Raw genomic sequence first — 25,893 nt, 5'->3', positions numbered from 1 at the left:
GCACCGCTGCCGAGCAGCGTACGTACGCCCTGGAGCGAGTTCTGGCGCAAGTTCAAGAAGCAGCACCTGGCGGTCGCCGCCGGTTGCTTCGTGCTGTTCCTGATCGTGGTGGCGATCGCCGCGCCCTGGATAGCGCCTTACGACGCCGAAAACTATTTCGACTATGACGCCCTCAACGCCGCGCCGTCGCTGGCGCACTGGTTCGGGGTCGATTCGCTGGGGCGCGACATTTTCAGCCGCATCCTGATGGGCACGCGGATTTCGCTGACCGCCGGTTTCCTCTCGGTGGCGGTAGGCGCCGTGATCGGCACCCTGGCCGGCCTGGTCGCCGGCTATTACGAAGGCTGGGCCGACCGCATCATCATGCGCATCTGCGACGTCCTGTTCGCCTTCCCCGGCATCTTGCTGGCGATCGGCATCGTGGCGATCCTCGGCAGCGGCATGAGCAACGTGATCTTTGCCGTGGCGATCTTCAGCATCCCGACTTTCGCCCGCCTGGTGCGCGGCAACACTCTGGCGCTGAAGCACCTGACCTTCATCGAAGCGGTGCGCAGCATTGGCGCCAACGACTTCACCATCATCCTGCGCCATATTTTCCCCGGCACGATTTCCGGCGTGGTGGTGTATTTCACCATGCGTATCGGCACTTCCATCATCACTGCCGCCGGCCTCTCCTTCCTCGGCATGGGCGCACAGCCGCCGATGCCGGAATGGGGCGCGATGCTGAACGAAGCGCGCTCCGACATGATGACAGCGCCGCATATTGCAATTTTCCCCAGCCTGGCGATCTTCCTGACCGTGCTGGCGTTCAATCTCCTCGGCGACGGCTTGCGCGACGCCCTGGATCCGAAGATCGACCGCCGCTGATGCTGACCTTACCCCACATCGGCAGATTGCCGTCGGGCCCGCTCAATGCCATCAGCGATGTTGCCGGTGTCACGGTTGGCCACGCCACGCTGACGCAGGATGCGATCCAGACCGGCGTGACGGTAATCCGGCCGCACGGTGGCGATCCATTCCGCGACAAGCTACCGGCGGCAGCGACCGTATTCAACGGCTTCGGCAAAAGCATCGGCCTGCTGCAGCTGCAGGAACTGGGCGTGCTGGAGACGCCTATCGCGCTGACCAATACGCTCTCGGTCGGCGCCGTGGCAACCGCGCAGATCCGCTCCGCCATCGACAGCAATCCGGAAATCGGCCGCAGCGATCCTACCATCAATCCGCTGGTGTTCGAATGCAATGACGGTTACCTGAACGATATCCAGGCCATGGCGGTCACGGCCTCGCACTATCGGCAGGCGCTGGACAGCGCGGCAGCCGAATTTGCCCAAGGCGCAGTCGGCGCCGGCCGCGGCATGTCCAGCTTCGATCTCAAGGGCGGCATCGGTTCCGCATCGCGCTATGCCAAGATCGGCGGCAAGCAGTACTGCGTGGGCGCGCTGGTGCTGTCCAATTTCGGCAAGCTGCCGGCCCTGACCCTGGCTGGCCGGCAGCTTGGACAACAACTCGGCCCGCAACTGCTGGCGCTGCGCCAGCCGCCTGGCGAGGCGCCTGAGATGGGTTCCATCATCATGATCATCGCCACCGATGCGCCGCTGGATGCACGCCAGCTGGGACGGCTGGCGACCCGCTGCGGCATCGGCCTGGGCCGTACCGGCTCGATCTACGGCCACGGCAGCGGCGACCTGGCGCTGGCGTTTTCCACTGCCCAGACCATACCCTATCGCCCGCAGGAAGCCTTGCGCCAGACGGCATGCCTGCATGACAGCCTGCTCGACCCGCTGTTTGAAGCGGTGGCCGACAGCACCGAGCAAGCCATCGTCAACGCCCTGTTCGCCGCCGTAACCGTCAATGGCCGCGACGGCCATCAGCGGCTCTCCTTATCCGACCTGGCAGCCCGGCTGCCGACCTAGATTCCCCCAAAAAAGACCATGAAGATACTGATTTCCGTTGATATTGAAGGCGTTGCCGGCGTTTTTAACGTGGAGCAAACCCGCGCCGGCAATCCCGAATACGAACGTGCGCGACGCCTGATGACGGCCGAAGCCAATGCCGTGATTGAAGGCGCACTGGCCGGCGGCGCCAGCGAGATCCTGGTGAACGATTCGCACGGCGGCTTCCGCAACCTGCTGCCCGACCTGCTGCATCCTGCCGCCAGCCAAATTCTCGGCAAGCCGCGCCTGCTGAGCATGATGAGCGGCGTCGACAGTGGCGTCGACGGCGTGATGATGGTCGGCTACCACGGCCGCGCGCAAAGCCGGGGCATTTTGGCGCACACCATCAACGGCTTTTCCTTTGCCCGCATCTGGCTCAACGGCCTGGAGCTGGGAGAAGCCGGCATCTATGGCGCGCTGGCCGGCGAGTTCGGCGTGCCGGTGATTTTCGGCAGCGGCGACAATGTCTTCGTGGCCGAGAACCAGCCGCTGTTCCCCCAAGCCACGCTGGTCAGCGTCAAGACCGCGGAAGGCGCCGCCAGCGGCACATCGCTGTCGCCGCAGAGCGCCCTGGCCGCACTGGGCGCAGGCGCCAAGGCGGCAGTCGGCAAACTGGCCGACTGCAGTCCCTTTATCCTTCAGCCCACCATCACCTGCAAGCTGCAAACCAACAGCCCGGCGCTGGCCGACCTGTTCTGCCTGCTGCCGGTGGTGGAAAGAGTCGACGGCGTCAACCTGACGTTCTCGGCGCCATCCGTCCAGTATGCGGTGCGCATCCTGAACAGCATGTCAGCCATGTCCTTCATGCTGCGCTGACTTTTGAAGTTGCAGCTGTTTTTGAAGTTGACGTTGCCGTTGTCGTTGTCGTTGCTTTTGAAGTTGGGGTTGCTTTTGAAGTACCCCGCATGCTGACGTTGCCAAATGAGACGGGTGCCAGTCGGGAATTATGGGACACATATTTGAGCGAAGCGAGTTTGTGTCCCATCCGACTGGCATCCGTCTCATTTGGGGACCCGCCGAAGGCGGGCAACGGCTGTGCGGTCGCCTTCTTTTTGGTTACTTTTTCTTGGCGAAGCAAGAAAAAGTAACTAGCTGCCGGGCTACCCCCGGCAAGCTTCCACGGAGTAGCGACAGTGTTATCAAGCCACAGACCGTTCTTAGCATGCCACCGCACTCACTCCGTAGAACGTCAAATGGGGTCAGAGTAATTTTCGCAAAAGCCCGCGAAAAAAAACTCTGACCCCATTTGACTGCGGTAGTGGATATGCGACCAGCGGTACTAGGTCGGTTGCTTGGCAGCTAGTGCAACCGTGGTTCGCAACGGGCGGCAAAACCAGGCGCCTGCGGCCAGTTGCACTGCCAGCGCAATCATCCACGATGCCCGATGCGCCACCACCGCATAACCCCCGCCATCATGCGGCCACGCATTCAGCAACAAGCCAAAGCCATACTGCACCACAAACGCCCCCGCAAAAATCGCCAAGGTCAAACCAGTACTGACCCGCCCCGCAAGATGCGCCGGAAACTCCCGCACCAACGCCGCATACGACAACACCCCAGACGTCCCGAACACCCCATACATCCCCCACAACAACCAGCCCGGCAACGCCACCTCAAGCAAAATCAACAACTGCGCCAGCATGAACAACCACATCCCCGCCCCCGCCGTCACATGCAAAGAAATCCCCCGCTGCTGCAAACGCCGCGCCAGCCAGCCCGAACCCACCGCCCCCAGCACCATCGCCAAACCCACCAGCGCCACGATATTCGCCGCCGCACTCGCAGCCAAACCACCCACATCCCGCATGTAAGGCCCCGCCCACAAACCCTGCACCCCAAGAAACACGCCCTGGCTAGCCATCACGAACGGCGCCGTACGCCAGAACACCGGACTGCGGAAAATCCCACCGATGTCGCGCAACTGCGCCCTCAGCGTAGTTTTCGGATGCTGCTCATCCTTCTCCGGCACCAGCGTGAACAGCGCCAGCACGATCACCAAGATCAAGCCAGCCACCACCGCAAACAGCACGCGCCAGGTAGTCACCCCGAGCGCCCAGGCAATCGGGGTACCGGTAGCCACAGCCCCCAAACCGCCAATCGCATAGATGGCGCCGTTCATCAACGGCAGGTGATCGTGCGGAAACCAGGCCACGATCGCCTTCAGACCGGCCATCAGGCACGCCGACGTACCAATCCCCAGCAATAGGCGGCCGACCAGCAGACTGCTGAAGCCATGCGCATTGGCCGATACCAGCGCGCCGGTCGCCGCCACCAGCAGCAGGCAGGCCAGCACCCGGCGCGGGCCGAAGCGGTCCAGCAGCAGCCCCAACGGCAGCTGGCAAGCGGCAAAAGCAAAGAAATACAAGCTGGTCAGCAAGCCCAGCTGCGCCGGCGACAGGCCAAGTTCGCTGCTGAGCAACGGCGCCAGCGGCAAATTGATGCCGCGCGCCAGGTAGGAAATAAAATAGCCCGAAGAAAATATCAGGAACACACGGGTAGCGAGTTTCATGGCAGATCACTAATAGGAACAGAATATGTCGATAGTAGAGAGCAAGCCGTGCGAAGGCCAACGAAGTGTTTTATCCTTATATGTGAATAGAATTAACCGATTAATCAGAATTCGCCGCCTAAGCCCCCGCCCCCATGTTTGAACACCTGCCGCCCACCCAGACACTGCGCGCCTTTGAAGCCGCCGCCCGCCTCGGCAACTACACCCGCGCCGGCGAGGAACTGAGCCTGACCCATAGCGCCATCAGCCACCAGATCCGCGCCCTGGAGCAGCGCACCGGACGCAAACTGTTCCAGCGCGCAGGCCGGCAGATGATACTGACCGACAGCGGCCGTTTGCTGGCGGGAGAAATACGGCAGGCGCTGACGACGCTCGACCGCGCCCTGCACATAAGCAGAGCCGAAACCGGGCGCGCTGTGCAAGTCCTGCGTGTCAGCGTGCCGCCCTCGTTCGCCAGCGCCTGGCTGGTGCCGCGCCTGGCGGCGTTCCACCAGCAGCACCCGCATATCAATATCAGCCTGCGCAGCAGCCACGAACTGAGCGAGCTGGATTTCAGCCATGCCGATGTCGCCATCTGGTACGGCCGCGCCGGTAACAAGAATCATCGCTACGAACGCCTGCTCAAGGAAGTCATTTTTCCGGTGTGCAGCCCGACGTTCGCCGCCAGCCATCCGGACCTCACGCCGCAAGACCTGCCGCGCCATCCCTTGCTGCGCTTTGCCCATCATGGCGGCTGGGAGCCGTGGTTTGCCGCGGCCGGCATCCAGCACGGCGAGCCGCAGAGCGGACCGGTCTACGACGACCCCATGCATCTGCTGGACGCCGCCGCGGCCGACCAAGGCATCGCGCTGGCACGCAGCTGCCTGGTGCACAATCATCTGGCCAGCGGCCGCCTGGTGCGCCTGTTCGACATCACGGCGCCGGCGCGCGGCAGTTATTTCGCGGTCTCGCCCTTCGATACCGGCAAGGCGGAGGCCGTGGCAGAGTTCCAGGCCTGGCTGGGCGCCATACTGTCGCCGCTGGCGGCATGAGTGGCGCCGTTCACTGCGGCCCGTGCAAATGGTAGCGGCGCGCTTCGGCCATGAGATCGTCGCACATGACATTGCTTTTGATGGCGGCGTCGGTGGGATAGATGGCTTGCAGGCCGAGCAAGGTTTCTTCCTGCGCCGCCAGCAGCACCTCACCCATGCGTCCGAGGATCTGGCTCTCGCCGCGGAAATGTGCCTGGAAATCGACACCAGCTTCGCGTCCGCTGCGGTTGCAGCAAATCAGGTAGCTGCCGTTCTCCATGGCGCGCGTACGCACCAGCCCTGTGGTCCAAGGCCCCCCATAGTTGGCTGGACAACAGAATAGCTGAGCGCCGTCCCTGGCCAGGACACGGGCCGCTTCCGGTATCCACAGATCGAAGCAGGTCAGTACCCCGAAGCGGCAGTTGCCATCGTCAAAACATTGCAAACTGCTGCCGGCGTCGAACAGTTTTTTCTCCAGCTTGCTGAGATGGCATTTGCGCTGCTTGCCCAGGTGCTTGCCGCGGCTGAGCACTACCGCTGTGTTGTACAAGGCATCGCCGCTGCGCTCCACCATGCCGGCGATCAGCGTCGCCTGCTTCTGTGCCGACAGCGCCAGCAGGAATTCGACAAACACACCATCCTCCGCCGACTCACCATAGGGTAGCAAGTGCTCACGCGAATCGAACATATAACCGGTGGAACACATTTCCGGCAGCACCAGCAGATCAAACGACGCCTGCGCCAGCGCCTGCTGGATGATTTGCATATTCCGCTCCAGATCAGCAAACGCGACCGGAAACTGAAAAAAGCCAGCCACCATGGCCGCATTCTGCTGATCGTCGCTCACTGGATTCTCCTTTGCAATGATCGCCGGCTAATGGATTTGTTGCCAATATGATCATTCGCCGCTAGCATAGCATGGTGCCGCATGCACACAGTTGCACCGTCTCAGCCAACACGATCACACCCGACTTCCGGATAGAATGAAACACCATGCCAACCATTTCCACCTTGACGCTGTATCCGATTAAATCTTGCGCCGGAATTTCGCTGCAAACCGCGATCGTCTCCACCTCTGGCTTGAGCCACAACAACGTCCACGACAGGGAATGGATGCTGGTCGACAGCGATGGTCTGTTTGTAACGCAGCGTAGTCATCCGCTCATGGCGCTGATCGTGCCGCATCTGCAGGCGGGCGGTCTCATCGTGCAGGCGCCAGGCATGGCGCCGCTGGAAATCTCGACTGCGCCACTGACCGCCGGGTTGACGGCAGCCATCGCAGTCACCATCTGGGACGACCGGCTTGACGCACACGATTGCGGCGACGAAGCCGGCCGCTGGTTCTCGCAGGTGCTCGGCCAGCCTTGCCGGCTGGTGCGCTTCGATCCCGCCGTCAAGCGGCTGGCCAGCAAGAAATGGACGGACGATGCGGATGTGCCGACGCGCTTCCCCGACGGCTTTCCAATGCTCGTGATTTCCCAGGGATCGCTGGATGACTTGAACCAGAAGCTGCAAGCCCAGGGCCGTGCCGCAGTGCCGATGAATCGCTATCGTCCGAATATCGTGATCGATGGCGTGGATGCATTTGAAGAGGATTTTGCCGCGACTATCGAAGCCGGCCCGCTGCGCCTGCAGCTAGTCAAGCCTTGCACGCGCTGCCCCATGCCTTCGGTCGACCAGGCTACCGGTGAATTCGGCCCCGATCCCATGGATATCCTGCAGGCCTATCGCAGCAATCCGCGCGTCGACGGCGCCCCCACCTTTGGCGTCAATGCCATCTTGCAGGACGGCGCCGGCAAAATCCTGCGCGTCGGCCAGAAAATCACGCTTGAACTGGATTTCTGAAGCTTATTTTTCCAGTCGGCCGTCGCGCCGCTGCCAGATGGCCAGTGGATTGGCGTCCTGCAGCGCAGCCGGCAACAAGTCCTGGGCCAGGTTCTGGTAGGACACCGGGCGCAGGAAGCGGTAGATCGCCGCACTGCCGACCGATGTGCTGCGGCTGTCCGAGGTCGCCGGGAATGGCCCGCCATGCACCATCGCATGCGATACCTCAACCCCGGTAGGAAAGCCATTGGCCAGGATGCGGCCGGCCTTGCGCTCCAGTACGGGCAACAGGCTGCGCACAAGCGCCTTGTCATCATCGTCCATTTGCAAAGTGACGGTCAGCTGCCCTTCCAGCTGTTCGCTGACTTGCAATAGCTCCGCCTCATTAGCGCATGCCACCAGCAAGGAGACCGGTCCGAATATTTCCGCGCTCAACAGCGGATTCGCCAGGAAGGCCGCTCCGCTGGTGACGAACAAAGCCGGTACCGCGCGGTAGCCGTCGGCAGCGACTCCCCGCGCCAGCTGCCTGACATCATCCTGCGCCGCCAGCGTCGCTACGCCTTGCTTATAAGCCGCATGAATGCCGGTGGTCAGCATGGCCGCCGCGCTTCGCTGCATCAGTTCGGCGCCGGCCAGTTGTGCAAAGCGGTCGAAGTCGGCGCCGGCCAGGCCCAGCACCAGTCCTGGATTAGTGCAGAACTGCCCCGCCCCCAGCGTGACCGAATCGGCGAAACCTTTGGCGATGGCTTCGGCGCGCGCAGCCAGCGCCGCCGGTAGAAGATAAACCGGATTGATGCTGCTCATTTCGGCATACACCGGGATCGGCTGCGGCCGCGCCGCCGCCACTTGCATCAGGGCCAGACCACCCTGTCGCGAACCGGTAAAGCCCACCGCTTGTATGCGCGGATTTTGAACCAGCGCTGTTCCCAGCGCATTGCCGATGCCGGTCAACAGCGAAAACACACCCTCCGGCAGATTGCAGGCGGCAATCGCCTTCTGCACGGCGTGCCCGACCAGTTCCGACGTGCCCGGATGGGCCGGATGCGCTTTGACTACTACCGGGCAGCCCGCCGCCAGCGCAGCAGCGGTGTCGCCGCCGGCCACTGAAAACGCCAGCGGAAAATTGCTGGCGCCGAACACTGCCACCGGACCGATGGCGATATTGCGCAGGCGCAGATCGACCCGCGGCAGCGGCAAACGTTCAGGCAGGACCGGGTCGATGCGGGCATCGTTCCACGAACCTTCGCGCAGCACCGCGGCAAACAGCCGCAGCTGTCCCACCGTGCGGCCGCGCTCGCCTTCCAGGCGGGCGCGCGGCAAGCCGCTTTCCGCCATGGCGCGCAAGATCAGCTCGTCGCCGATGTCGAGAATTTGCTGGGCGATCGTTTCCAGAAAAACGGCCCGCGCTTCCTGCCCGGTTGCGCGATAGAGGTCGAAAGCGGTTTGCGCCAAGGCGCAAGCGCGCTCGATATCTTGCGGCTCTGCGCTATGGAAATCAGGCTCTATCTGTTTGCCCTGCACTGTGTCGAAGGCCTGGAATACAGCACCCTGGCTATGTGCCTGGCTGCTGCCGATGATGGATTGTCCGCTGATGGGCATGATTTCTCGTGGTGATGAATTCTTAGTTGTCGATGACCTTGCGCGCAAACAGCTCCAGGTAATCGATCAGGGCGCTGGCGCCTTTCACCGCTTCCAGTGGATCGCCGTCGGCCACCGAAGCCGCCATCTGCATATGGCATTTGGCGCCTTCGACGATATCGCCCTCGTGCTGGAAGGCATACCAGAAGCGCCGGCACTTGATGATCAGCGGCGTCACCGCCGCCACTGCCGACGGATTGCGGCAAGCCGCGTGCACCACATGATCGAGTTCCTGGTCAGCCTGCATGTATGCGCCGAGGTCGTCTTTCTTGGCTGCCGCCACCATGCGCTTGGCGCAAGCCAGCAAATCCTTGCGCTGCTGCGGCGTCGCCTTGCGCGCGGCGCTTTGCGCGATCAGCTGGTCCAGCACGCGCCGGGTTTCGATCAGGGTCAGGTGCTCGGCCGCTTCGATATCGCTGACGATCAAGCCGCGCCGCGGCATCTGCTCGATCAGGCCGTTCGAAGTCATACGCATCAAGGCTTCGCGCAAGGGCGTACGGCCGTGTCCGGTCATCTCCACCAGGTCGGCTTCGACGATGGGCGCACCGGGCGCGATCTGCAACGTGACGATCAGGTTTTCCAGCGTGTCGTAGGCGATATCCGCCGCCCGTAATTTAGGCGGCGGCAGGCTGCGTTCAATTTTTTTACTGCTGACCATGGTGTTTTAGCTATCCCTATTCTGCTTACCCCGTACTGCTTCCCTACACGGGCAAGATCAAATGATAGCAGTCCGGCCGCCGCACGCAGCGGATTGAACGCCTAATGAACGCCGAATGAACGCTTAATGGTCAAGCTTGAACTGGCTCAGGTCGGGGCGGGTATCGATGGCATGCTGGATGACGGCCGCGACTCTGGTGCGCTCGGCTCCCGCCAGCGGCTGCCGCGGACGGCGCACGATTTCATTGCCGACGCCGGCCATGGCCTCGATCAGCTTGAGGTTTTGCACCAGCTTGGTCGAGACGTCCAGATGCAGCAGCGGCGTCATCCATTGGTACAACTTGAGGGCCTCTTCGTAGCGCTTGGCTTTCATCAGCGTGTACAGCGCCACCGTTTCTTTCGGAAAGGCCACCACCACGCCGGCCAGCAAGCCATCGGCGCCAATCGCCAGCGCTTCGAACGCCAGGTCGTCCACACCCATGAACAGTTGGTAGCGGTTGCCGAGGGCATTGCGCAAGTCGGTGATGCGACGGATGTTGTCGGTCGATTCCTTGATCGCCACCAGCCATTTGCAATCCGCCAGTTCAACGAAATCCTGCGGCGTCAGGTCGACCCGATAGGCCACCGGATTGTTGTACACCATGACCGGCAACTGTGCGGCGTTGGCGATGGTGCGCAGGTTGTCCTTGGCTTCGCGGGCGTCGGCCACGTACAGCACCGACGGCATCACCATCAAGCCTTGCACGCCCAGCTTGGCGGCCCGCTCGGCAAAATGCACGGCATCGCGGGTGCGCAGCTCGGAGACATTGGCCAGCACTGGCACGCGGCCGTTAGCCACCGACAAGGCGATTTTCGTGACTTCCAGTTTTTCCTCCAGCGACAGCGTGCTGGCTTCGCCCAGCGAGCCACAGGTCACCAGGCCGTGCACGCCGCTGTCAATCTGGAAAGCGTAATGCTTTTCCATCTCGGCATGGTCGAGGTCTTCGTTTTCCTTGAACTTGGTGGTGACGGCGGGGAATACGCCTTCCCATTTTGCTGACGGCATGTGTGGCTCCTTGAAGAAAAAGAATCAGTCCGGTGCGGCGACCAGGGTTGAAAAAGATCGATGAAAGCGATACTAATATCTTGCAAATATATTTGCAATATATTTAAATGAAGAACCTGCACATGAAAAAGGGAGCAAAAACACGATACGCAAAAGCCGGCGCCGGAAGCATCCGCCGGGCTCGCCAATACTGTGCAGAACTCTGCATGGATCTTGCACAGATCAGTACAAATCCAAGAAAACTATTCAGGAGCGAAGAAAATGAGCTTTACCGTCAAAGCAATTTGCCTGGCCTGCAGTGTGGTATTCAGCGCAGCCTCAGCAGCGCAGGAAGTCGTAAAAATCGGTCTGACCAGCCCGCTGACCGGGCCGCAGGCGCCGGCAGGAAAAGATAATGAAAGCGGCGCCAAGATGGCGGTTGAACAACTCAACAGGAGCAAGTTCACAGTCGCCGGCAAAGTGCTGAGCTTCCAGCTGCTGACCGAAGACGACCAGGGCGATCCGAAAGCCGGCGTCGCGGTGGCGCAGAAGCTGGTGGACAGCAAGGTCAAGGCTGTGCTCGGCCCCTACAACTCGGGCGTAGCGATCCCAGCCTCCAAGGTGTATAACGATGCCGGCGTAGTGATGGCTACCGTCGGCACCAACCCGCGCATCACCCAGCAGGGCTACGAACAGGTGTTCCGGCTCGATCCCAACGACAGCCAGCTGGGCGGCAACATGGCGGTGTATGCGGCCAGACAGCTGAAGCTGAAAAAGGTGGCAGTCATCGATGACCGCACCGCTTACGGCCAGGGCGTCGCCGACGCCTTCCTGAAAGCGGCCAAGGCCAGCCAGATCGAGATCGTCAGCCGTGAATTCACCAACGACAAGGCGAGCGAGTTCAGCGCCATCCTGACCTCGATCAAGGGCAAGCAGGTCGACGCCATCTTCTACGGCGGCTACTTCGCCCAGGCGGCCGCCATGAAGCGCCAGATGAAGCAGCTCGGCCTGGACGTAGTCCTGATGGGCGGCGACGCCATCTGCAATGCCGAAACCGGCAAGCTTGGCGGCGACGCCGTCAACGACAAGGTGTATTGCGTACAGGGCGGCACCGTGCTGGGCGACAAGGCTGGCGAAAAAGCCTTCCTGAACGACTTCCAGAAGACCTATGGCAAGGCGCCGCTCACGTACGCCCCCTACTTCTACGACGGCATGCTGATGATTGCCGAAGCCATGAAAAAAGCCGGCTCGACCGAACCGGCCAAATTCGGCCCGGTGCTGGCAGCCATGAAGTATGCGGGCGTGGTCGGCGACTATGAATTCGACGCCAGCCATGACTTGAAGAATGCGCCGGTCACCATCTATCAGTTCAAGGGCGGCGAACCGGTCGCTGTTCCCGCTCATTGAAGCCTGGCTTTACGCAGCAGCCGGCGCCGCAGGAACGGTGTCGGCGCCAGCCACAAGGGTATGATGCAAACAACTTCTACTGCCGCGCCGCCAGCATGAATCACTCCACCACACCGATCGCAACCACAAGCCAACGCAAGCTGCTGGCGGCAGCGCTGGGCAATGTATTTTTCGCCGAAGCGCTGTTCGATGCCTTGCCGGACGTGGTGTTTTTCGTCAAGGGCATGCGGGCCGAATACCTGGTGGTCAACCACACGCTGGTGGCGCGCTGCGGCCTGGCCGACAAAGCCGCCCTGCTCGGGCGCACCGCGAGCGATATCTTTTCGCCTGAATTCGCCGCCAGCTACCGCCAGCAAGACCAGCGCGTGCTTAGCACCGGCGTCGATATCCACGACCAGCTGGAATTGCATCTTTATCCAAACCGCGCGCCGGGCTGGTGCGTCACCCATAAGATCGTGCTGCGCGATCACGCTGGCGGCGTCGTCGGCATGGCGGGCATTTCGCGCGACCTGGCGATGCCGGACAAGAATCATCCGGTATATAAACGCGTTGCCGCGGCCGCGCATTTCATCCACGACCATTACGACCAGCCCCTGCAGATAGGCGAGCTGGCCAAACTAGCCCTGCTGTCCGTAGCGCAGCTGGAGCGCTATTTCCAAAGAATTTTTTCGCTGAATCCGCGTCAGATGATTATCAAGACCCGGCTGGATGCGGCTTCGGCGCTGCTTGCGGGACAACAGAGCATCACCGAAATCGCCGCCGCCTGCGGCTATCACGATCACAGCGCTTTTACGCGCCAGTTCAAGGCGACGGTCGGGGTTACCCCGCGCGCCTATCGGCAGTTGCTGCAAGCGGGATAACTATCCCGTGCCGGAGTCTCCCTCAACGGCAGCGCCGCCCAAAGCGATCAGGCTGGAAACGCGCGCCGGCGAAATCGGCAAACGCACCGCATCCGGCTGCCAGCCAAACAGGAAATCGGTAGCGCCGCCGCAGACCCGGCCCTGGCATGGCCCCATGCCGCAGCGCGTATGCAGCTTGGCGCTGCGCCAGCTGGCGTGCTCTTGCAGAGCGCTATAGGCGACATCCTCACAGCGGCACACCGGCGTGTCGGGAGCGCATAGGTTGCGCAGTTCAGGGCGTAGGGAAAATGCGCTCTCCAGGCGCCTGGCGAAAGCCTGCTGACTGCGGCGCTGCGCCAGCCAGCGGCGCTCAGCCACGCCGCCAGCGGCATGGCGACCGGCGATATGTCCTTCCGCCAGCGCCAGGTCAACGCCGCCGACGCCGCTGCCCTCGCCGGCACAATACACATCCGGCAGGTTGCTGCGCTGCTGCGCATCGACCTGCACCGCGCCGTCGGCGATGCGGCAACCGAGCGTCTGCGCCAGCTCGGTGTTCGGCAACAGACCGTAACCGCAAGCCAGGTAATCGCATTCCACGTTCAAGATCCGGCCGCCGACCATCATCTGCACGGTGCGCAACTGCTGCTCGCCCTGCGCCTGCAACACATAACTGTCAGCGTGATACGACACGCCGGCCAACTGGCTGCGCAATTGCCAGGCCTGGCGCAATTTGGCAGGCGTGCGCGCCAGCTGCAGTGCAAACCCGGCCAGCTTGCGCCAGCTGCTTTGCTCCAGTATGTACAATACCTGCGCACCTTGCTGCCGCAAGGTCGCGGCTACCGCCAGCAGCAAGGGGCCCGAACCGGCCACCACGATCCGTTTGCCGCGCACTGGATATCCGCCTTTGACCAGCGCCTGCAAGCCGCCGGCGCCGGTAACGCCAGGCAGCGTCCAGCCGGGAAACGGCAACAGCCGTTCGCGCGCGCCGGTTGCCAGTATCAGTTTGCGATAAGCCAGCGTGAAAGTCTGCTGCGGCGTTTCCAGCAGCAATTGCGCTGCGCCAGCCGCGCCAACTACGCGGCTCTGCATGAACCATTGCACATTCGGCATCTGCTGCAATTCGTCCCATAATTCTTTCGCCTGATGCGTACTGTGCTGCGGCCCGCCGCGCCATATCTGGCCGCCGGCGCGCGAATTGTCGTCGACCAGCGCCACCGCCGCGCCGGATTGCGCCGCGCTTCTGGCCGCCGCCAGTCCGGCCGGCCCGGCGCCGACGATCACGATGTCGAATTTCACGTGCATCATGCCGCAGCCTGTGCAGTGACTATCCGCATGCCGGCGGCACACTCAGTCTGGCAAGCCAGCCGATGCACGCGGCCGTCTATGCTAACCCGGCACTCCTGGCAAATACCCATGCCGCACAACGGGGCCCGCAGCATGCCGCTGACCGAACGCCGCGTGATCCCCGGCGCGCTAGCCATGGCCAGTGCGGCTGCCACGCTGCAGCCGGCGCCGACCTTGACGCTGCTGCCGTTGATGAATATTTCGATGTCGTCTTCAGCCATGTTGCAGTCTCAGTTGCCGGAAGCGTGCCGGCAGATAGGGCGTTATCGGAATCGGTGCCGGCCTGCCGGCCATCTGCGCCGCCAGCAGCTTGGCGCTAGCCAGCGAGGTGGTGATGCCCAGCCCTTCATGGCCGGTCGCCAGCCAGACATCCGGCCTTGATGGATGTGGTCCGAGCAGCGGCAAGCCATCGCTGCTGGCGGCGCGTAGCCCGGTCCAGCAGCGCAGGGCATGCAAATCCGTTAGCGCCGGAACAAAACTGGCTGCGTGCGCCAGCATGCGCGCCAGGATCGCCGGCTCGACTGCCTTATCGGTGACATCGAACTGGCGCGAAGAGCCGATCAGCAATTGTCCGGTCGGACGCGGCTGCAGGTTGAAGGCGACCGAATCGCCGCTGGCGGCATGCGCGCTTTTGATATAACCGAGTTCGACCAGCTGGTGACGGATCAGGCCCGGATAGCGGTCAGTGATGACGATGTGGCCTTTCTTCGGCCGGATCGGCAATTCAGGCAGCAGCTGCACAGACGCGCTGCCGTTCGCCACCAGCACTTTGTCGGCACGCAGTTCGCGGCCGTCGGCCAGCAGCACGCCGTGGCCGGTCAGCGCCTGCACCTGCCCATTGCACACTTGTGCGCCACGACGCTGCGCTCGCGCCAGCAGCAATGCGGCGCTTTTCGGCGGGTAGACGATGGCATCATCGCTGACGCGCAAGCCGCCGCTCAGGCCAGGCCGCAACTGCGGTTCATGCGCGTATAGGGCAGCCGCATCCAGCATTTCGCAGGCAATGCCGTGCGCTTGCAAGGTGATCTGCTTGGCGCGTGCCGCCGCCATTTCTTCATCGTCGGCGGCGATCCACAAGGTGCCGCAGCCGCTGTATTCGTGCGCCACGGGATCGGCGCCGGCAAGCTGGCGCCATAGCTCTAGCGAATAGGCAGTCAGCGCCAGCTCCGCCGGATTGTCGTCCATCACCACCAGATGCCCCATGCCGGCCGCCGTGGCGCCGCAGCCGGTCGCTTCGCGTTCCACTACCGTTACCGCCACCCCCTCGGCCGCCAGCGCATCGGCGCAGGCGGCGCCGATGATGCCGGCGCCGACGATCAAGACATCGATGCTCAAATAATGCCCCAGGCGAACGGATCGTCCTTGTGAAAAATGAAGCTGCTCTCGGCGTTGACATGTGCGGTGCCGCGGATGGCTGGCAGGATCTGTTCGCCGCGGCGCCGGTAGGACCCCTCGAAGACGCTGCCGATAATGCTTTCCTGACGCCAGATGGCGCCTTCGGCCAGCTTGCCGTCAGCCGCCAGGCAAGCCAGCCTGGCGCTGGTGCCGGTGCCGCAGGGCGAGCGGTCGTAGGCGTTGCCGGGACACAGTACGAAATTGCGGCTATGGTTACCGGCCTGCTGCGCCGGGCCGAACAGTTCGACGTGATCGATCGCCGCGCCGGCGGCGCCGCTGATGCCGGCCAGTTCCAGCGCGGCGCGCACGGCCTGGGCAAAAGCGCTGAGGGCGGCGAGATTTTCTTGCCGCACTTCCAGTCCATGTTCGCCGACCAGGAAAAACCAGTTGCCGCCCCAGGCGATATCGCCCACCACACGGCCGTAGCCGGGCACTTGCAAGGCGACGTCTTGGCGCAGGCGATAGGCGGGGATATTGTGCACGGTGACGCTGGCGTCGGCATGCAGCTCGGTCTCGACCACGCCGACCGGGGTTTCGATGCGGTAGCGGCCGGGGCCGATGTGGCCGAGATAGGCCAGCGACGCCATCAGCCCGATGGTGCCGTGGCCGCACATGCCGAGGTAGCCGACGTTATTGAAAAAGATGACGCCGGCAGCGCAGGCCGGATCCTGCGGCTTGCACAGCAGCGCGCCGACCAGCACGTCGGAGCCGCGCGGCTCGCACACGGTGGCGATACGCAGGCGGTCGTGCCGCGAGCGCAGCAACTGCAGCCGTTCGGACAAAGGCCCCTCGCCAAGATCGGGGCCGCCAGCCAGCACCAGGCGGGTGGGTTCACCGCCAGTGTGGGAATCGAGAATCGAGATTTTTTCCATACCGACAGCGTAGTCGGCGCGGACGCCGCTGTCTTGCTGCTACGCCATGCAATAGATGACGAAATCGGCATAGTGCCGATGCCGACTTGGCGGCACGGAGAGGAAGATCAGGGTTGCTTGGCGGCGGCGGGTGCAGCCAGTTCAGCCTGCAGGCGCTCATACTTGGCTTGCAGCTGCTCTTTGGATTCGTGCCAGGCCGGGTCCAGCGGAATGCAGCTGACCGGGCAAACCTGCTGACATTGCGGTTCATTGAAATGGCCGACGCATTCGGTACACTTGTGAGGGTCGATTTCGTATATCAGCGGCCCCATATAGATCGCACCGTTCGGGCACTCGGGCTCGCACACGTCGCAATTGATACAGTCATCGGTGATCAGTAAAGCCATTGCACTACTCTATTCAAAATACAGCGGAGGCCGAAAGCAGAGCGGGCAATCCCGTCCTGCTCCGGCCATTTTATTCTTTTTAGCGGGAAAGCGCTTAAGGCTGCTGGGCGTCGAGCTTTTCCTTCAGCCATTTTTCGACCGAAGGGAAGACAAACTTGGAGACATCGCCGCCCAGGGTGGCGATTTCGCGCACGATGGTGCCGGAGATGAACTGGTACTGGTCGGACGGCGTCAGGAACAGGGTTTCGACATCCGGCAGCAGATAGCGATTCATGCCGGCCATCTGGAACTCGAACTCGAAGTCGGAGACCGCGCGCAAGCCGCGCACGATCACGTTGGCGTCATGCTGGCGGACGAAATCCTTGAGCAGACCGGAAAAGCTTTCCACCTGCACATTGGGGTAGTGGCCGAGCACCTCGTTGGCGATCGACAGGCGCTCTTCGAGCGAGAAAAACGGTTTCTTGTTCTTGCTGTCGGCAACCCCGACCACCAGTTTGTCGAACAGCCCGGACGCGCGCCGTACCAAATCTTCGTGACCACGCGTGAGCGGATCGAACGTTCCCGGATAAACTGCAGTGACCATCTTCTTCCCCTTGCCCCAATCAGATCGCGCATTATGCCTGAATTTGCCTCAGGCCGAAGCAGCTTGCCTTTTTAGCAAGTGATAGTACACCATGCCTGCCTTGTCCGCCCGCAGCAGCTGCCAGCCGGCCAGCCAGGCCGGCAAGGCGTCCTCCGCCAGCGCAAACTCCGCCTCCAGGTACAGCAAACCGTGTTCGGCCAGCAAACCCTGGCACAGCGGCAGCACCTTTTCCAGCCAGCCTTGCTGGTAGGGCGGGTCCAGGAAAATCAGGTCGTAGCGGCCGGTTTCCGTTGCTGCTTCGGCGCTAGCCCTAGCTAGCCAGGTCGCCGCATCGCTGCGCAGCACCCGTACCTGACCGGCGTCCAGCTTGGCCTTGGTGGCTTCCAGCTGGCGCGCCGCCGGGGTGTTGTGCTCGATCATGACGACTTCCAGCGCGCCGCGGCTGGCGGCCTCGAAACCGAGGGCGCCGGTGCCGGCGAACAGGTCCAGACAGCGCACCGTGGCCCAGTTGCCATCCAGCAAATGATTCAGCCAGTTGAACAGGGTTTCGCGCACCCGGTCCGGGGTCGGCCGCAAGCCTTCGCATTCCAGCACCGCCAGCGGCGTGCGCTTCCAGGCGCCGCCAATAATCCTGACCTGGCGCGCCAAAGGCGGCTTGATCGCATGTACCGGCGTTTTCGGCGGCTTTTTGCTGCTTGGTTTTTTCATTAATTTTAATAAAGATGGAAAAAATTGCCCGGATTTCGTCAATTTGGGCGTCCGCGGCAGCCGTTTTAGAGGCTGGCGGGCAAGACTATCCCTAAATCGATAGCCGCTGCTCTGATAGAATGCCGGTGATTGTACCTCTTGTGCGGCAGGCTCCGACAGCCCGCCGCCGCACCCTTTTTCACCGCCCGACAGACCAGGCCTCAGATGTTTAGTTTCTTCAAGAAAAAACCAAAACCCGAAGTTGCGCCTTTGCCGGCAGCCGAATTACCGCAGGTAGAAACGATAGAAACCGCGCCAGTTGAGGCGACTCCCGCCGTCGTGGCTGATATTTCGCCGGCGGACGTTCCGGCTGTTGTCCCCGCTGTCGTCCCCGCTGCCCTGGCAAGCGAGCCGCCGGCAGTCGTCGCCGCTGAAGCGGAAAACGAGATTGTCTCGGCGCCGGTCGCGGCGGAGCAAAAGCGCTCCTGGCTGTCGCGCCTGAAGAGCGGGCTGTCCAAGACCTCCACCAACCTCAGCACCCTGTTCGTCGGCGCCAAGATCGACGACGACCTGTACGAAGAACTGGAATCGGCCCTGCTGGTGTCGGACGCCGGCGTCGATGCCACCCATTTCCTGCTCAACGCCCTGAAAAAGAAGGTCAAGGAAGAAAAGCTGACCGAGGCGAGCCAGGTCAAGGCAGCGCTGCGCAGCTTACTGATCGATTTGCTGACGCCCTTGCAAAAGCCGCTGGTGCTGGACCAGCATCAGCCGCTGGTGATCATGATCGCCGGCGTCAACGGCGCTGGCAAGACCACTACCATCGGCAAGCTGGCCAAGCACCTGCAAGCGCACAAGCAATCGGTATTGCTGGCTGCCGGCGATACCTTCCGCGCCGCCGCCCGCGAACAATTGACGATCTGGGGCGAACGCAATAACGTCACCGTGATCTCGCAAGAATCCGGCGACCCGGCCGCGGTCGCTTTCGACGCCGTCCACTCGGCGCAGGCGCGCGGCACCAATGTCGTCATGGTGGATACCGCCGGCCGCCTGCCGACCCAGTTGCACCTGATGGACGAGCTGAAGAAAATCAAGCGCGTGATCGGCAAGGGCATGGCCACCGCGCCGCATGAAATCCTGCTGGTCATCGACGGCAACACCGGCCAGAATGCGCTGGCGCAGGTCAAGGCTTTCGACGATGCGCTGGGCCTGACCGGGCTGGTGATCACCAAGCTGGACGGCACCGCCAAGGGCGGCGTGCTGGCCGCCATCGCCACCACCCGCGCCATTCCGGTGTATTTCATCGGCGTCGGCGAACAGATCGAAGACTTGCAGCCGTTTAATGCCGCCGATTTTGTGGATGCATTGCTCAGTTAAAGACGTTGTTCCGGGTTTCCATTCAAGCCGTATTGCCATCGCTACCAGCCAACATTTGCAATGATTGAATTCAACCAGGTATCCAAGAAATATGCGCGCGACGTGTTCGCACTGCGCGATATCACGCTGACGGTCAACAAGGGCGACCTGATTTTCCTGGCAGGCCCGTCCGGCGCCGGTAAAACCACCCTGCTGAACCTGATCGCAGCGATCGAACGACCCAGCGGCGGCAGCCTGACGGTCAGCGGCGCCAATGTCGGCAAGCTGAAATCGTCCGGCCTGCCCTACCTGCGGCGCAATCTCGGCCTGATCCTGCAGCAGCAGAAACTGCTGCAAGATCGCAGCGTACTGGCCAATGTCATGCTGCCCTTGCTGGTCACCGGCGCCACCCGGGTCGAAGCCGAGAAGCGCGCGCAGGCGGCGCTGGACCGGGTCGGGCTGCTGGACAAGGCGGCGAGCGATCCGCAAGCGCTGTCCGGCGGCGAACAGCAGCGGGTGTCGATCGCCCGTGCCATCGTCAACCGGCCGCAGATCATCCTGGCCGACGAGCCGACCGCCAATCTCGACCGTGACAACGCCAACAAGGTGCTGGATGCGCTGAAGTCCTTCCATGCGGTCGGCGTCACCTGCCTGATTTCCACCCACGACGAGCAATTCCTCAACAGCGCCAACCGTGTCGTGTTCCTGGACCAAGGGCAGATCGTCGACCACTGGCAAAACTCTGCCGTGCGCAACACCGGAGGTGTCGCATGAAGAGCTGGCTGCGACAACACCTGTTCGCCATCAGCGACGCCTTCCGCCACCTGTTCAAGGCGCCTGGCGGCTTTGCCCTCAACGTGCTGGTGGTGGCGATTGCGCTGGCCTTGCCGTTCGGCGGCCTGACCCTGATCGAAAACATCCGCCCGGTCTCGGAACAGCTGGCGGTGGAACCGGAAATCAGCATCTTCATGGCGCTGGATGCCGCGCGCGACAAGACCGCGGCGCTGGCCAAGCCGATTGACGCCATCCTGCAACAGCATCACAGCACGGCCAAGGTGCTGTTCATCCCGCGCGAAGACGCCCTGATCAGCCTGAAAAACAAGACCGGCATGGACGATGCCCTGACCACCCTCGGCCAGAATCCCTTGCCGGACGCCTATGTGCTGAAGCTGGTCGGTTTCCACGACGCACCCGATGCCGCCCGCGTCGATCTTATCGCCGCCGATCTCAAGGCCTTGCCCGGTGTCGATACCGTGCAGGTCGACTCGGAATGGGTCAAGCGACTGGCAGCCTTGCTCGGCATCCTACGGCTGGTGCTGCTGTTCCTGGCGGCGACCCTGGCAGTAGTGGTGGTGGCGGTGGTGTTCAATACCGTGCGCCTGCAGGTGCTGACGCAGCGCGAGGAAATCGCCGTGGCCAAGCTGGTCGGCGCCACCGACAGCTTTATCCACCGGCCCTTTTATTACACCGGCGCGCTGCTTGGCCTGTGCGCCGGCGGCCTGGCGCTGGCTGCGGTGGCGCTCGGCTTGCAACCTCTGAACCAGGCGATCTCTGAATTCGCTCGTTTGTACGCCTCCGAATTCCGCCTGCTGCCGCTCAACTGGCTCGCCAGCGTCGTGCTGCTGGCAATCAGCGCCGGCCTCGGCCTGGCCGGCGCGGTGCTGTCGGTGCGGCGCCACCTGGCGCGGCTCGCCTGAGAACCCGCCATGTTCCATCACCCGTCCGAATTCGTTACCTTCAAGACTAGCCCGCACCTGCCGGGCGTGGAATTGTATTCGGCGCGGCTGGTGGACCATGAATTCGCTCCGCATGTGCACGATGCCTATTCACTGGGCGCGATCGAAAGCGGGGTCGAGCGCTTCCGCTACAAGGGCGGCCAGCACCTGGCCCCGGCCGGCACGCTGGTGCTGCTCAACCCGGACGAGCTGCATGACGGCCATGCCGAAGTTGCGGCCGGCTGGACTTACCAGATGCTGTATATCGAGCCGCAGATCTTGCACGCAATGACCGGCAGCGAAGCCTATTTCAACGGCGCTACCGAACACGATCCGGTGCTGGCCGACAGCTTTCGCCGGTTGTTCCGGCGCATGTGGCAGGCGCCGGACGACATCGCTTTCGTCTCGCATTTCACGCAGCTGATCGATGCGGTGACGCAGCGCTACGGCAAGAACCTGCGTCCGGTCGCCAGCGTCACGGCGCACCATCCGCAGCGTATGCTGGCAATACGGCGCGTGCTCGACTGCATCGAAGCCAATCTCGACCAGACGCTGCACATCGACACCCTGGCGGCGGAAGCCGGCATGTCGGTGTTTCATTTCGTGCGCACTTTCGCCGCCGAATTCCACGCCACTCCGCACCAGTACCTGCAGGCGCGCCGCGCCGCCCGCGCCAAGATCCTGCTGGCCCGGCGCAGCACGCCGACCGACGCCGCCGCCGCGGTCGGTCTGACCGACCAGAGCCACCTGACGCGCTGGTTCAAGCGCGCCTATGGCGTCACGCCGGCGCAATACCAGCAGCAAATTGGTACAAGACCGCTGGCTTAAAGCTTGGCATGATGGGGGCAATCGCTACTCATCCCTGAACTCCCCATGGCTTCACCTCGTTTTATCTTTGCAGTCCGTTGCGGCGGCTTCTCATGCTGACCGGACTTTTGTGCGCACTCGGCGCCGGCCTGATGTGGGGACTGGTCTTCATTGCGCCGCTGCTGCTGCCGGACTATCCGGGCCTGATGCTGTCGTTCGGCCGCTATGTGGCGTTCGGCCTGATTGCATTGGCGCCGGCGCTGCTGCACCGCAAGCGCATCGCCGCCTTGAGCAAGGCAGACTGGCGCGCCGCGCTGAAACTCTCGCTGGTCGGCAACCTGCTGTATTACGCCGCCCTGGCGACGGCGATCCAGCTGGCCGACGCGCCGCTGCCGACCATGCTGATCGGCACCTTGCCAGTGGTGATTTCGGTATTTTCCAACTGGTCGCCCGGCCATGCCAGCGAAAGCGTGGCCTGGCGCCGGCTGGCGCCTTCGCTGCTGATCATTTTCATCGGTATCCTGTGCGTCAACGCCGCCGAACTGAAGCATATGCAGCAGGCCGGCAGCGGCAATACCCGTTCCATGGGCGATTACCTGCTGGGCTGCCTGATCGCGCTTGGCGGCGTCGCTGCCTGGACCTGGTATCCGATCGTCAATGCCCGCTATCTGCGCGCCAATCCGCATATCAGTCCATCCACCTGGGCGACGGCCCAAGGCCTGGCGGTGTTGCCGCTGGCGCTGATCGGGCTGTTCGGCTACGGCGCTTACCAGAAGCTGAGCGGCGGCAGCTATTCCTTCCCGTTTGGCCCGCGCCCCTTGCAGTTCGTCGGCCTGATGCTGTTTATCGGCCTGTCCGCTTCCTGGATCGGCACCCTGCTCTGGAACAAGGCCAGCCAGCGCCTGCCGACGGCGCTGCTGGCACAGCTGATCGTGTTCGAAACCCTGTCGGCGCTGCTGTACGCCTTCATTTTCCGCGGCGCCGTGCCTGGCGTGCAAGTCATGGCCGGGATCGTCCTGTTGTGCATAGGCATCATTTTTGGTGTGCGCACCTTCCAGCATCAGATACCATAGAGGTCGTTTCCTCTTTGCAGCCTGCTGCGCACTCTAGTGAAAACTGCCTCTCATCCAGCCGTCCGCGCATTGTTGCTGTGCGCCGGCACAGTCCTCCTGCTCGCGGCCTGCTCGCCCAAGTTCAACTGGCGCGAAGTGCGCAGCAAGGACGCCCCTTACAGCATCCTGCTGCCGACCAAGCCCTCGACCTTTGCCCGTCCGGTCGACCTCGACGGCACCGTGCTCACCATGACCATGACCGCTTCCAAGGTCGACGACACCGTGTTCGCCGTGGGCAGCGCCACGGTGCCGGACGCTGCCAAGGCGCAGGCAGCTTTGATTGCCATGAAAACCGCGCTGGTGAAAAATATCAACGGCACGGTGCGCTCCGAGAAATCGACCGCGGCCGCCAGCAGCAGCCAGGGGCTATCGTCCAGCATCGACATCGAAGCGGTCGGCAAGACTCCGGCCGGCAAGGAAGAAATCCTGTTCGGCCACTTCGTCAGCAAGGACAAGGAAATCTACCAGGTGATCGTGATGGGTCCGGAAAAGCAGGTGACGCGGGAAAATGTTGACACTTTCATCACTTCTTTCAAGCATGATTAGCGCTGGCGTTACCGCTACTTGTCAGCTGTGTAACCGGCGGTGACAAAACTGGCGGCAACCGGGACAAACAACTATTCTGTACAATGTCTTTTTTATCAAAAACAATATTTTGAGGTTTTATGTTAGTTACGTTCAAATCCAAGGCATCGTCCGAAGTCATCATGTTCGAGCACGACGCCAAGCGCATTCTCGATCTGCTGCATAAAGACGTAAAGATCGGCGTGATCACCGCCGCTGAAGGCGCGGACGCGATTGCCCGCCTTGAGCAAGAAGCGTCGGAAAGCCGCGCCCATCCAGCTTCCGGCAGCGTGCAGCACGACATCGCCGCCCACCACAATGCAGCTGGCGACGACAGCGGCCATGAGCCGGTGCAGACGGTGAACCTGGCCAGCCGCATCCATCCGCTGCTGGAAATGCTGCGCGAAGCCCACAAGCACAACGACGACGTACTCTGGGGCGTCTAATGCCCCGTGAGCAGCAGCTTACGACCGACGACGGCGTCTCGCTGTTCGTTACCGACTGGCCACTGGCTCCCGGCGAGCCGGTCGCCGGCAGTATCCTGCTGATGCACGGCCTGGGCGAACATTCCGGACGTTACGCCCATGTCATCCGTTTTTTCAATCGTTGCGGCTTGCTGGTGCGCAGCTACGATCATCGCGGCCACGGCCGTTCCGGCGGCCGCCGCGGCGATGCGCCAGACGACAACGCCCTGCTGCGCGACGCCAAGCTGGTGCTGAACGACTTCAGCCGGCAGCAAGAGCTGATCCATCCCGAGCTGGAAAACACTACTCCGATCCTCTTCGGCCACAGCATGGGCGGCCTGTTCGCGGCACGCTTTGCGGTGGCGCAGATGGCGTCGCTGCGCGGCCTGATCCTGTCTTCGCCGGCGCTGGCGCTGCGCATGAGCGGCTTCCAGCATGGCCTGCTCAAGCTGATGTCGACCATTGCCCCCGGCCTGGCGGCGCCTAACGGCCTGGACGTCAACCTGCTGTCGCACGACCTCACCGTGGCCAAGGCTTACCGCCTCGATCCGCTGGTGCACAACAAGATCAGCCCGCGCCTGCTGAACAGCATGCTGCATGCCGGCGCCTTTGCTATCGAGCAGGCGCCGACGCTGACGCTGCCGACCCTGATGGTGATCGCCGGCGGCGACCGCATCATCGATCCAGAAGGCAGCCGCCACTTTTTCGCCGCCCTGCGCCCTGAAATCGGCACCATGCGCGACTATGAAGGCATGTATCACGAGATCTTCAATGAAATCGGCGCCGAGCGCGTATTTGCCGATGTCCGGCGCTGGCTAGACGCGCAGCACATGCTGCAGCCGTTGCCCGCCGCCAGCGTAGCATTGGCAAGCTGATACTGTTCCACTCAGAAATTATCACAAGGACATTTGTGCCGCTGGCAGCCCTGTCCGTTAGGGCAAGCTAACGCTGCTGTCAAGCGATCCGCCAATTTCATCATTTTTCCTGCCACAATCGCGACCTAACCGTAGGTTCGCGAGCATATCCCCGCTACAATCGCATTGTTACCATCCTGTCTAGCGCCGCCATGATTTCGTTCGGCATTACCGATTTTGGCCTGTTCCTGATGGCCGTCCTGTTACTGAACGCCACTCCCGGCCCGGATACCGCCTATATAGTCGGCCGCAGCGTGGCGCAAGGGCGCCGCGCCGGCTTGCTGTCGGCGCTGGGCATCACGGCCGGCTGCTGCATCCACGCCACCTTGTCGGCTTTCGGACTCACCGCCTTGCTGGCGGCCTCGGCCACTGCGTTCATGGCAGTCAAGCTGGCCGGCGGCGCTTACCTGATCTATCTCGGCCTGAAGATGCTTTTCAGCAAAAAAAAAGGCCGCCAGCGCCAGCGAGCCGCAGCTGGACCTGCGTTCGCACAAGACGATTTTCCTGCAAGCCTTGATCACCAATGTGCTCAATCCCAAGGTGATCCTGTTTTTCCTGTCGTTTTTCCCGCAATTCGTGCTGCACGATGCGCAGCACAAGACTGCCGCTTTCCTGTTGCTGGGCGCCGTGTTTTCCGTGGTGACGCTGTGCTGGAACAGCGGCACCGCCATGCTGGCCGGGACGCTCAGCCAGCATGCCAGCAACAATCCGCAGGTGAAGCACTGGCTGGAGCGCAGCGTCGGCGCCGCCTTTGTCGCGCTGGGAATGAAACTGGCGCTGACCCGAAACTAAATAAAGCCTTGTGATCTTGCCAGACCGATCTCTTGCACACCCTAACCGTAGCGTAGCCTTTAA

Annotated in this window: 27 protein-coding genes and 1 pseudogene; 16 read left to right on the top strand and 12 right to left on the bottom strand. The window is 62.5% G+C overall.

Annotated elements, in window-relative coordinates:
• Positions 1-6: 6 nt before the first annotated feature.
• From gsiD to CPter91_RS03200, 3 genes are read left to right on the top strand one after another with little or no spacing between them, the layout of a single operon-like run.
• A complete protein-coding gene (gsiD, locus tag CPter91_RS03210; protein ID WP_061945786.1) occupies positions 7-867 on the top strand; it encodes a glutathione ABC transporter permease GsiD in 861 nt (286 codons plus the stop codon).
• On the top strand, positions 867-1,913 hold the full coding sequence (locus CPter91_RS03205) for a DmpA family aminopeptidase (protein ID WP_061936850.1): 1,047 nt from the start codon (positions 867-869) through the stop codon (positions 1,911-1,913). Before gsiD ends, CPter91_RS03205 begins: the two co-directional genes overlap by 1 nt.
• Before the next feature lie 18 nt (positions 1,914-1,931).
• Entirely contained in the window at positions 1,932-2,750 is an 819-nt protein-coding gene (locus CPter91_RS03200; RefSeq protein WP_061936847.1) for a M55 family metallopeptidase, read from the top strand.
• A gap of 463 nt (positions 2,751-3,213) precedes the next feature.
• Here the strand turns inward: CPter91_RS03200 and CPter91_RS03195 are convergent, their stop codons facing one another.
• Positions 3,214-4,443 (bottom strand): MFS transporter, encoded by a 1,230-nt coding sequence (locus tag CPter91_RS03195; protein ID WP_082792571.1) that lies wholly within the window; start codon positions 4,441-4,443, stop codon positions 3,214-3,216.
• Positions 4,444-4,577: 134 nt separating this feature from the next.
• Here CPter91_RS03195 and gcvA point away from each other — a divergent pair, with 134 nt between their 5' ends.
• Positions 4,578-5,474 carry a transcriptional regulator GcvA gene (gene gcvA, locus CPter91_RS03190; protein ID WP_061936841.1) on the top strand — a complete coding sequence of 299 codons (897 nt, stop codon included), beginning with the start codon at positions 4,578-4,580 and terminating at the stop codon, positions 5,472-5,474.
• 10 nt (positions 5,475-5,484) lie between these two features.
• On the opposite strand, the gene CPter91_RS03185 is transcribed toward gcvA, so the two are convergent.
• A complete protein-coding gene (locus CPter91_RS03185; RefSeq protein ID WP_061936838.1) occupies positions 5,485-6,300 on the bottom strand; it encodes a nitrilase-related carbon-nitrogen hydrolase in 816 nt (271 codons plus the stop codon).
• A 146-nt stretch (positions 6,301-6,446) separates the two neighbouring features.
• On the opposite strand from CPter91_RS03185, the gene CPter91_RS03180 reads away from it, so the two are divergent.
• Entirely contained in the window at positions 6,447-7,298 is an 852-nt protein-coding gene (locus CPter91_RS03180) for an MOSC domain-containing protein (RefSeq protein WP_061936835.1), read from the top strand.
• A gap of 3 nt (positions 7,299-7,301) precedes the next feature.
• Here CPter91_RS03180 and CPter91_RS03175 read toward each other — a convergent pair whose 3' ends face one another.
• The 3 genes from CPter91_RS03175 to CPter91_RS03165 form a co-directional block, all read right to left on the bottom strand.
• Positions 7,302-8,876, bottom strand: coding sequence for an aldehyde dehydrogenase (NADP(+)) (locus tag CPter91_RS03175; protein WP_061936832.1), 1,575 nt, complete (start codon positions 8,874-8,876; stop codon positions 7,302-7,304).
• Between the two features lie 22 nt (positions 8,877-8,898).
• The gene (locus CPter91_RS03170) at positions 8,899-9,573 is read right to left on the bottom strand and encodes a GntR family transcriptional regulator (protein WP_061936829.1); all 675 of its coding nucleotides are present in this window, start codon (positions 9,571-9,573) and stop codon (positions 8,899-8,901) included.
• A 123-nt stretch (positions 9,574-9,696) separates the two neighbouring features.
• Positions 9,697-10,617, bottom strand: coding sequence for a dihydrodipicolinate synthase family protein (locus CPter91_RS03165; RefSeq protein WP_061936826.1), 921 nt, complete (start codon positions 10,615-10,617; stop codon positions 9,697-9,699).
• 261 nt (positions 10,618-10,878) lie between these two features.
• Between CPter91_RS03165 and CPter91_RS03160 the strand changes: the two genes are divergently transcribed.
• The gene (locus CPter91_RS03160; protein ID WP_061936823.1) at positions 10,879-12,003 is read left to right on the top strand and encodes a branched-chain amino acid ABC transporter substrate-binding protein; all 1,125 of its coding nucleotides are present in this window, start codon (positions 10,879-10,881) and stop codon (positions 12,001-12,003) included.
• Between the two features lie 95 nt (positions 12,004-12,098).
• On the top strand, positions 12,099-12,863 hold the full coding sequence (locus CPter91_RS03155; RefSeq protein ID WP_061936820.1) for an AraC family transcriptional regulator: 765 nt from the start codon (positions 12,099-12,101) through the stop codon (positions 12,861-12,863).
• Here the strand turns inward: CPter91_RS03155 and CPter91_RS03150 are convergent, their stop codons facing one another.
• The 7 genes from CPter91_RS03150 to rsmD form a co-directional block, all read right to left on the bottom strand.
• Entirely contained in the window at positions 12,864-14,144 is a 1,281-nt protein-coding gene (locus tag CPter91_RS03150; protein WP_061945784.1) for an NAD(P)/FAD-dependent oxidoreductase, read from the bottom strand.
• The gene (locus CPter91_RS03145; protein WP_061936817.1) at positions 14,144-14,407 is read right to left on the bottom strand and encodes a 2Fe-2S iron-sulfur cluster-binding protein; all 264 of its coding nucleotides are present in this window, start codon (positions 14,405-14,407) and stop codon (positions 14,144-14,146) included. Before CPter91_RS03145 ends, CPter91_RS03150 begins: the two co-directional genes overlap by 1 nt.
• Complete coding sequence (locus tag CPter91_RS03140; RefSeq protein WP_061936814.1) at positions 14,400-15,521, bottom strand: NAD(P)/FAD-dependent oxidoreductase; 1,122 nt, start codon at positions 15,519-15,521, stop codon at positions 14,400-14,402. Before CPter91_RS03140 ends, CPter91_RS03145 begins: the two co-directional genes overlap by 8 nt.
• Entirely contained in the window at positions 15,518-16,453 is a 936-nt protein-coding gene (locus CPter91_RS03135) for a 4-hydroxyproline epimerase (RefSeq protein ID WP_061936810.1), read from the bottom strand. The genes CPter91_RS03140 and CPter91_RS03135 overlap by 4 nt, the downstream gene beginning before the upstream one ends.
• Positions 16,454-16,560: 107 nt before the next feature.
• Positions 16,561-16,839: a YfhL family 4Fe-4S dicluster ferredoxin gene (locus CPter91_RS03130; RefSeq protein WP_061936807.1), complete on the bottom strand. Its 279-nt coding sequence runs from the start codon at positions 16,837-16,839 to the stop codon at positions 16,561-16,563.
• Between the two features lie 94 nt (positions 16,840-16,933).
• Positions 16,934-17,422, bottom strand: a complete 489-nt coding sequence (coaD, locus tag CPter91_RS03125) for a pantetheine-phosphate adenylyltransferase (protein ID WP_038485166.1) — start codon at positions 17,420-17,422, stop codon at positions 16,934-16,936.
• 48 nt (positions 17,423-17,470) lie between these two features.
• Positions 17,471-18,130, bottom strand: coding sequence for a 16S rRNA (guanine(966)-N(2))-methyltransferase RsmD (rsmD, locus tag CPter91_RS03120; protein WP_061936804.1), 660 nt, complete (start codon positions 18,128-18,130; stop codon positions 17,471-17,473).
• Positions 18,131-18,334: 204 nt separating this feature from the next.
• Between rsmD and ftsY the strand changes: the two genes are divergently transcribed.
• The 9 genes and pseudogenes from ftsY (at position 18,335) to CPter91_RS03075 (ending at position 25,830) form a co-directional block, all read left to right on the top strand.
• Positions 18,335-19,483: a signal recognition particle-docking protein FtsY gene (gene ftsY, locus CPter91_RS03115; RefSeq protein WP_061936802.1), complete on the top strand. Its 1,149-nt coding sequence runs from the start codon at positions 18,335-18,337 to the stop codon at positions 19,481-19,483.
• 60 nt (positions 19,484-19,543) lie between these two features.
• The gene (locus tag CPter91_RS03110) at positions 19,544-20,236 is read left to right on the top strand and encodes a cell division ATP-binding protein FtsE (protein ID WP_061936799.1); all 693 of its coding nucleotides are present in this window, start codon (positions 19,544-19,546) and stop codon (positions 20,234-20,236) included.
• Entirely contained in the window at positions 20,233-21,159 is a 927-nt protein-coding gene (gene ftsX, locus CPter91_RS03105; protein WP_061936795.1) for a permease-like cell division protein FtsX, read from the top strand. The genes CPter91_RS03110 and ftsX overlap by 4 nt, the downstream gene beginning before the upstream one ends.
• A gap of 9 nt (positions 21,160-21,168) precedes the next feature.
• Positions 21,169-22,005 (top strand): AraC family transcriptional regulator, encoded by an 837-nt coding sequence (locus CPter91_RS03100; RefSeq protein WP_061936792.1) that lies wholly within the window; start codon positions 21,169-21,171, stop codon positions 22,003-22,005.
• Positions 22,006-22,097: 92 nt separating this feature from the next.
• On the top strand, positions 22,098-23,057 hold the full coding sequence (locus tag CPter91_RS03095) for a DMT family transporter (RefSeq protein ID WP_061936791.1): 960 nt from the start codon (positions 22,098-22,100) through the stop codon (positions 23,055-23,057).
• Positions 23,058-23,093: 36 nt separating this feature from the next.
• Entirely contained in the window at positions 23,094-23,642 is a 549-nt protein-coding gene (locus CPter91_RS03090; RefSeq protein ID WP_236905924.1) for a hypothetical protein, read from the top strand.
• Positions 23,643-23,761: 119 nt separating this feature from the next.
• Positions 23,762-24,106, top strand: a complete 345-nt coding sequence (locus CPter91_RS03085) for a DUF1840 domain-containing protein (protein WP_061936785.1) — start codon at positions 23,762-23,764, stop codon at positions 24,104-24,106.
• Positions 24,106-24,999, top strand: coding sequence for an alpha/beta hydrolase (locus CPter91_RS03080; RefSeq protein WP_061936782.1), 894 nt, complete (start codon positions 24,106-24,108; stop codon positions 24,997-24,999). Before CPter91_RS03085 ends, CPter91_RS03080 begins: the two co-directional genes overlap by 1 nt.
• A 191-nt stretch (positions 25,000-25,190) precedes the next feature.
• A pseudogene (locus CPter91_RS03075) lies at positions 25,191-25,830 on the top strand (LysE family translocator).
• The last annotated feature ends 63 nt before the right edge of the window (positions 25,831-25,893 follow it).

Source organism: Collimonas pratensis (genome assembly GCF_001584185.1).
GTDB lineage: Bacteria > Pseudomonadota > Gammaproteobacteria > Burkholderiales > Burkholderiaceae_D > Collimonas > Collimonas pratensis.
The sequence above is the reverse complement of the archived record's forward strand: the minus strand, read 5'-3'. Positions and strand labels throughout refer to the sequence as shown.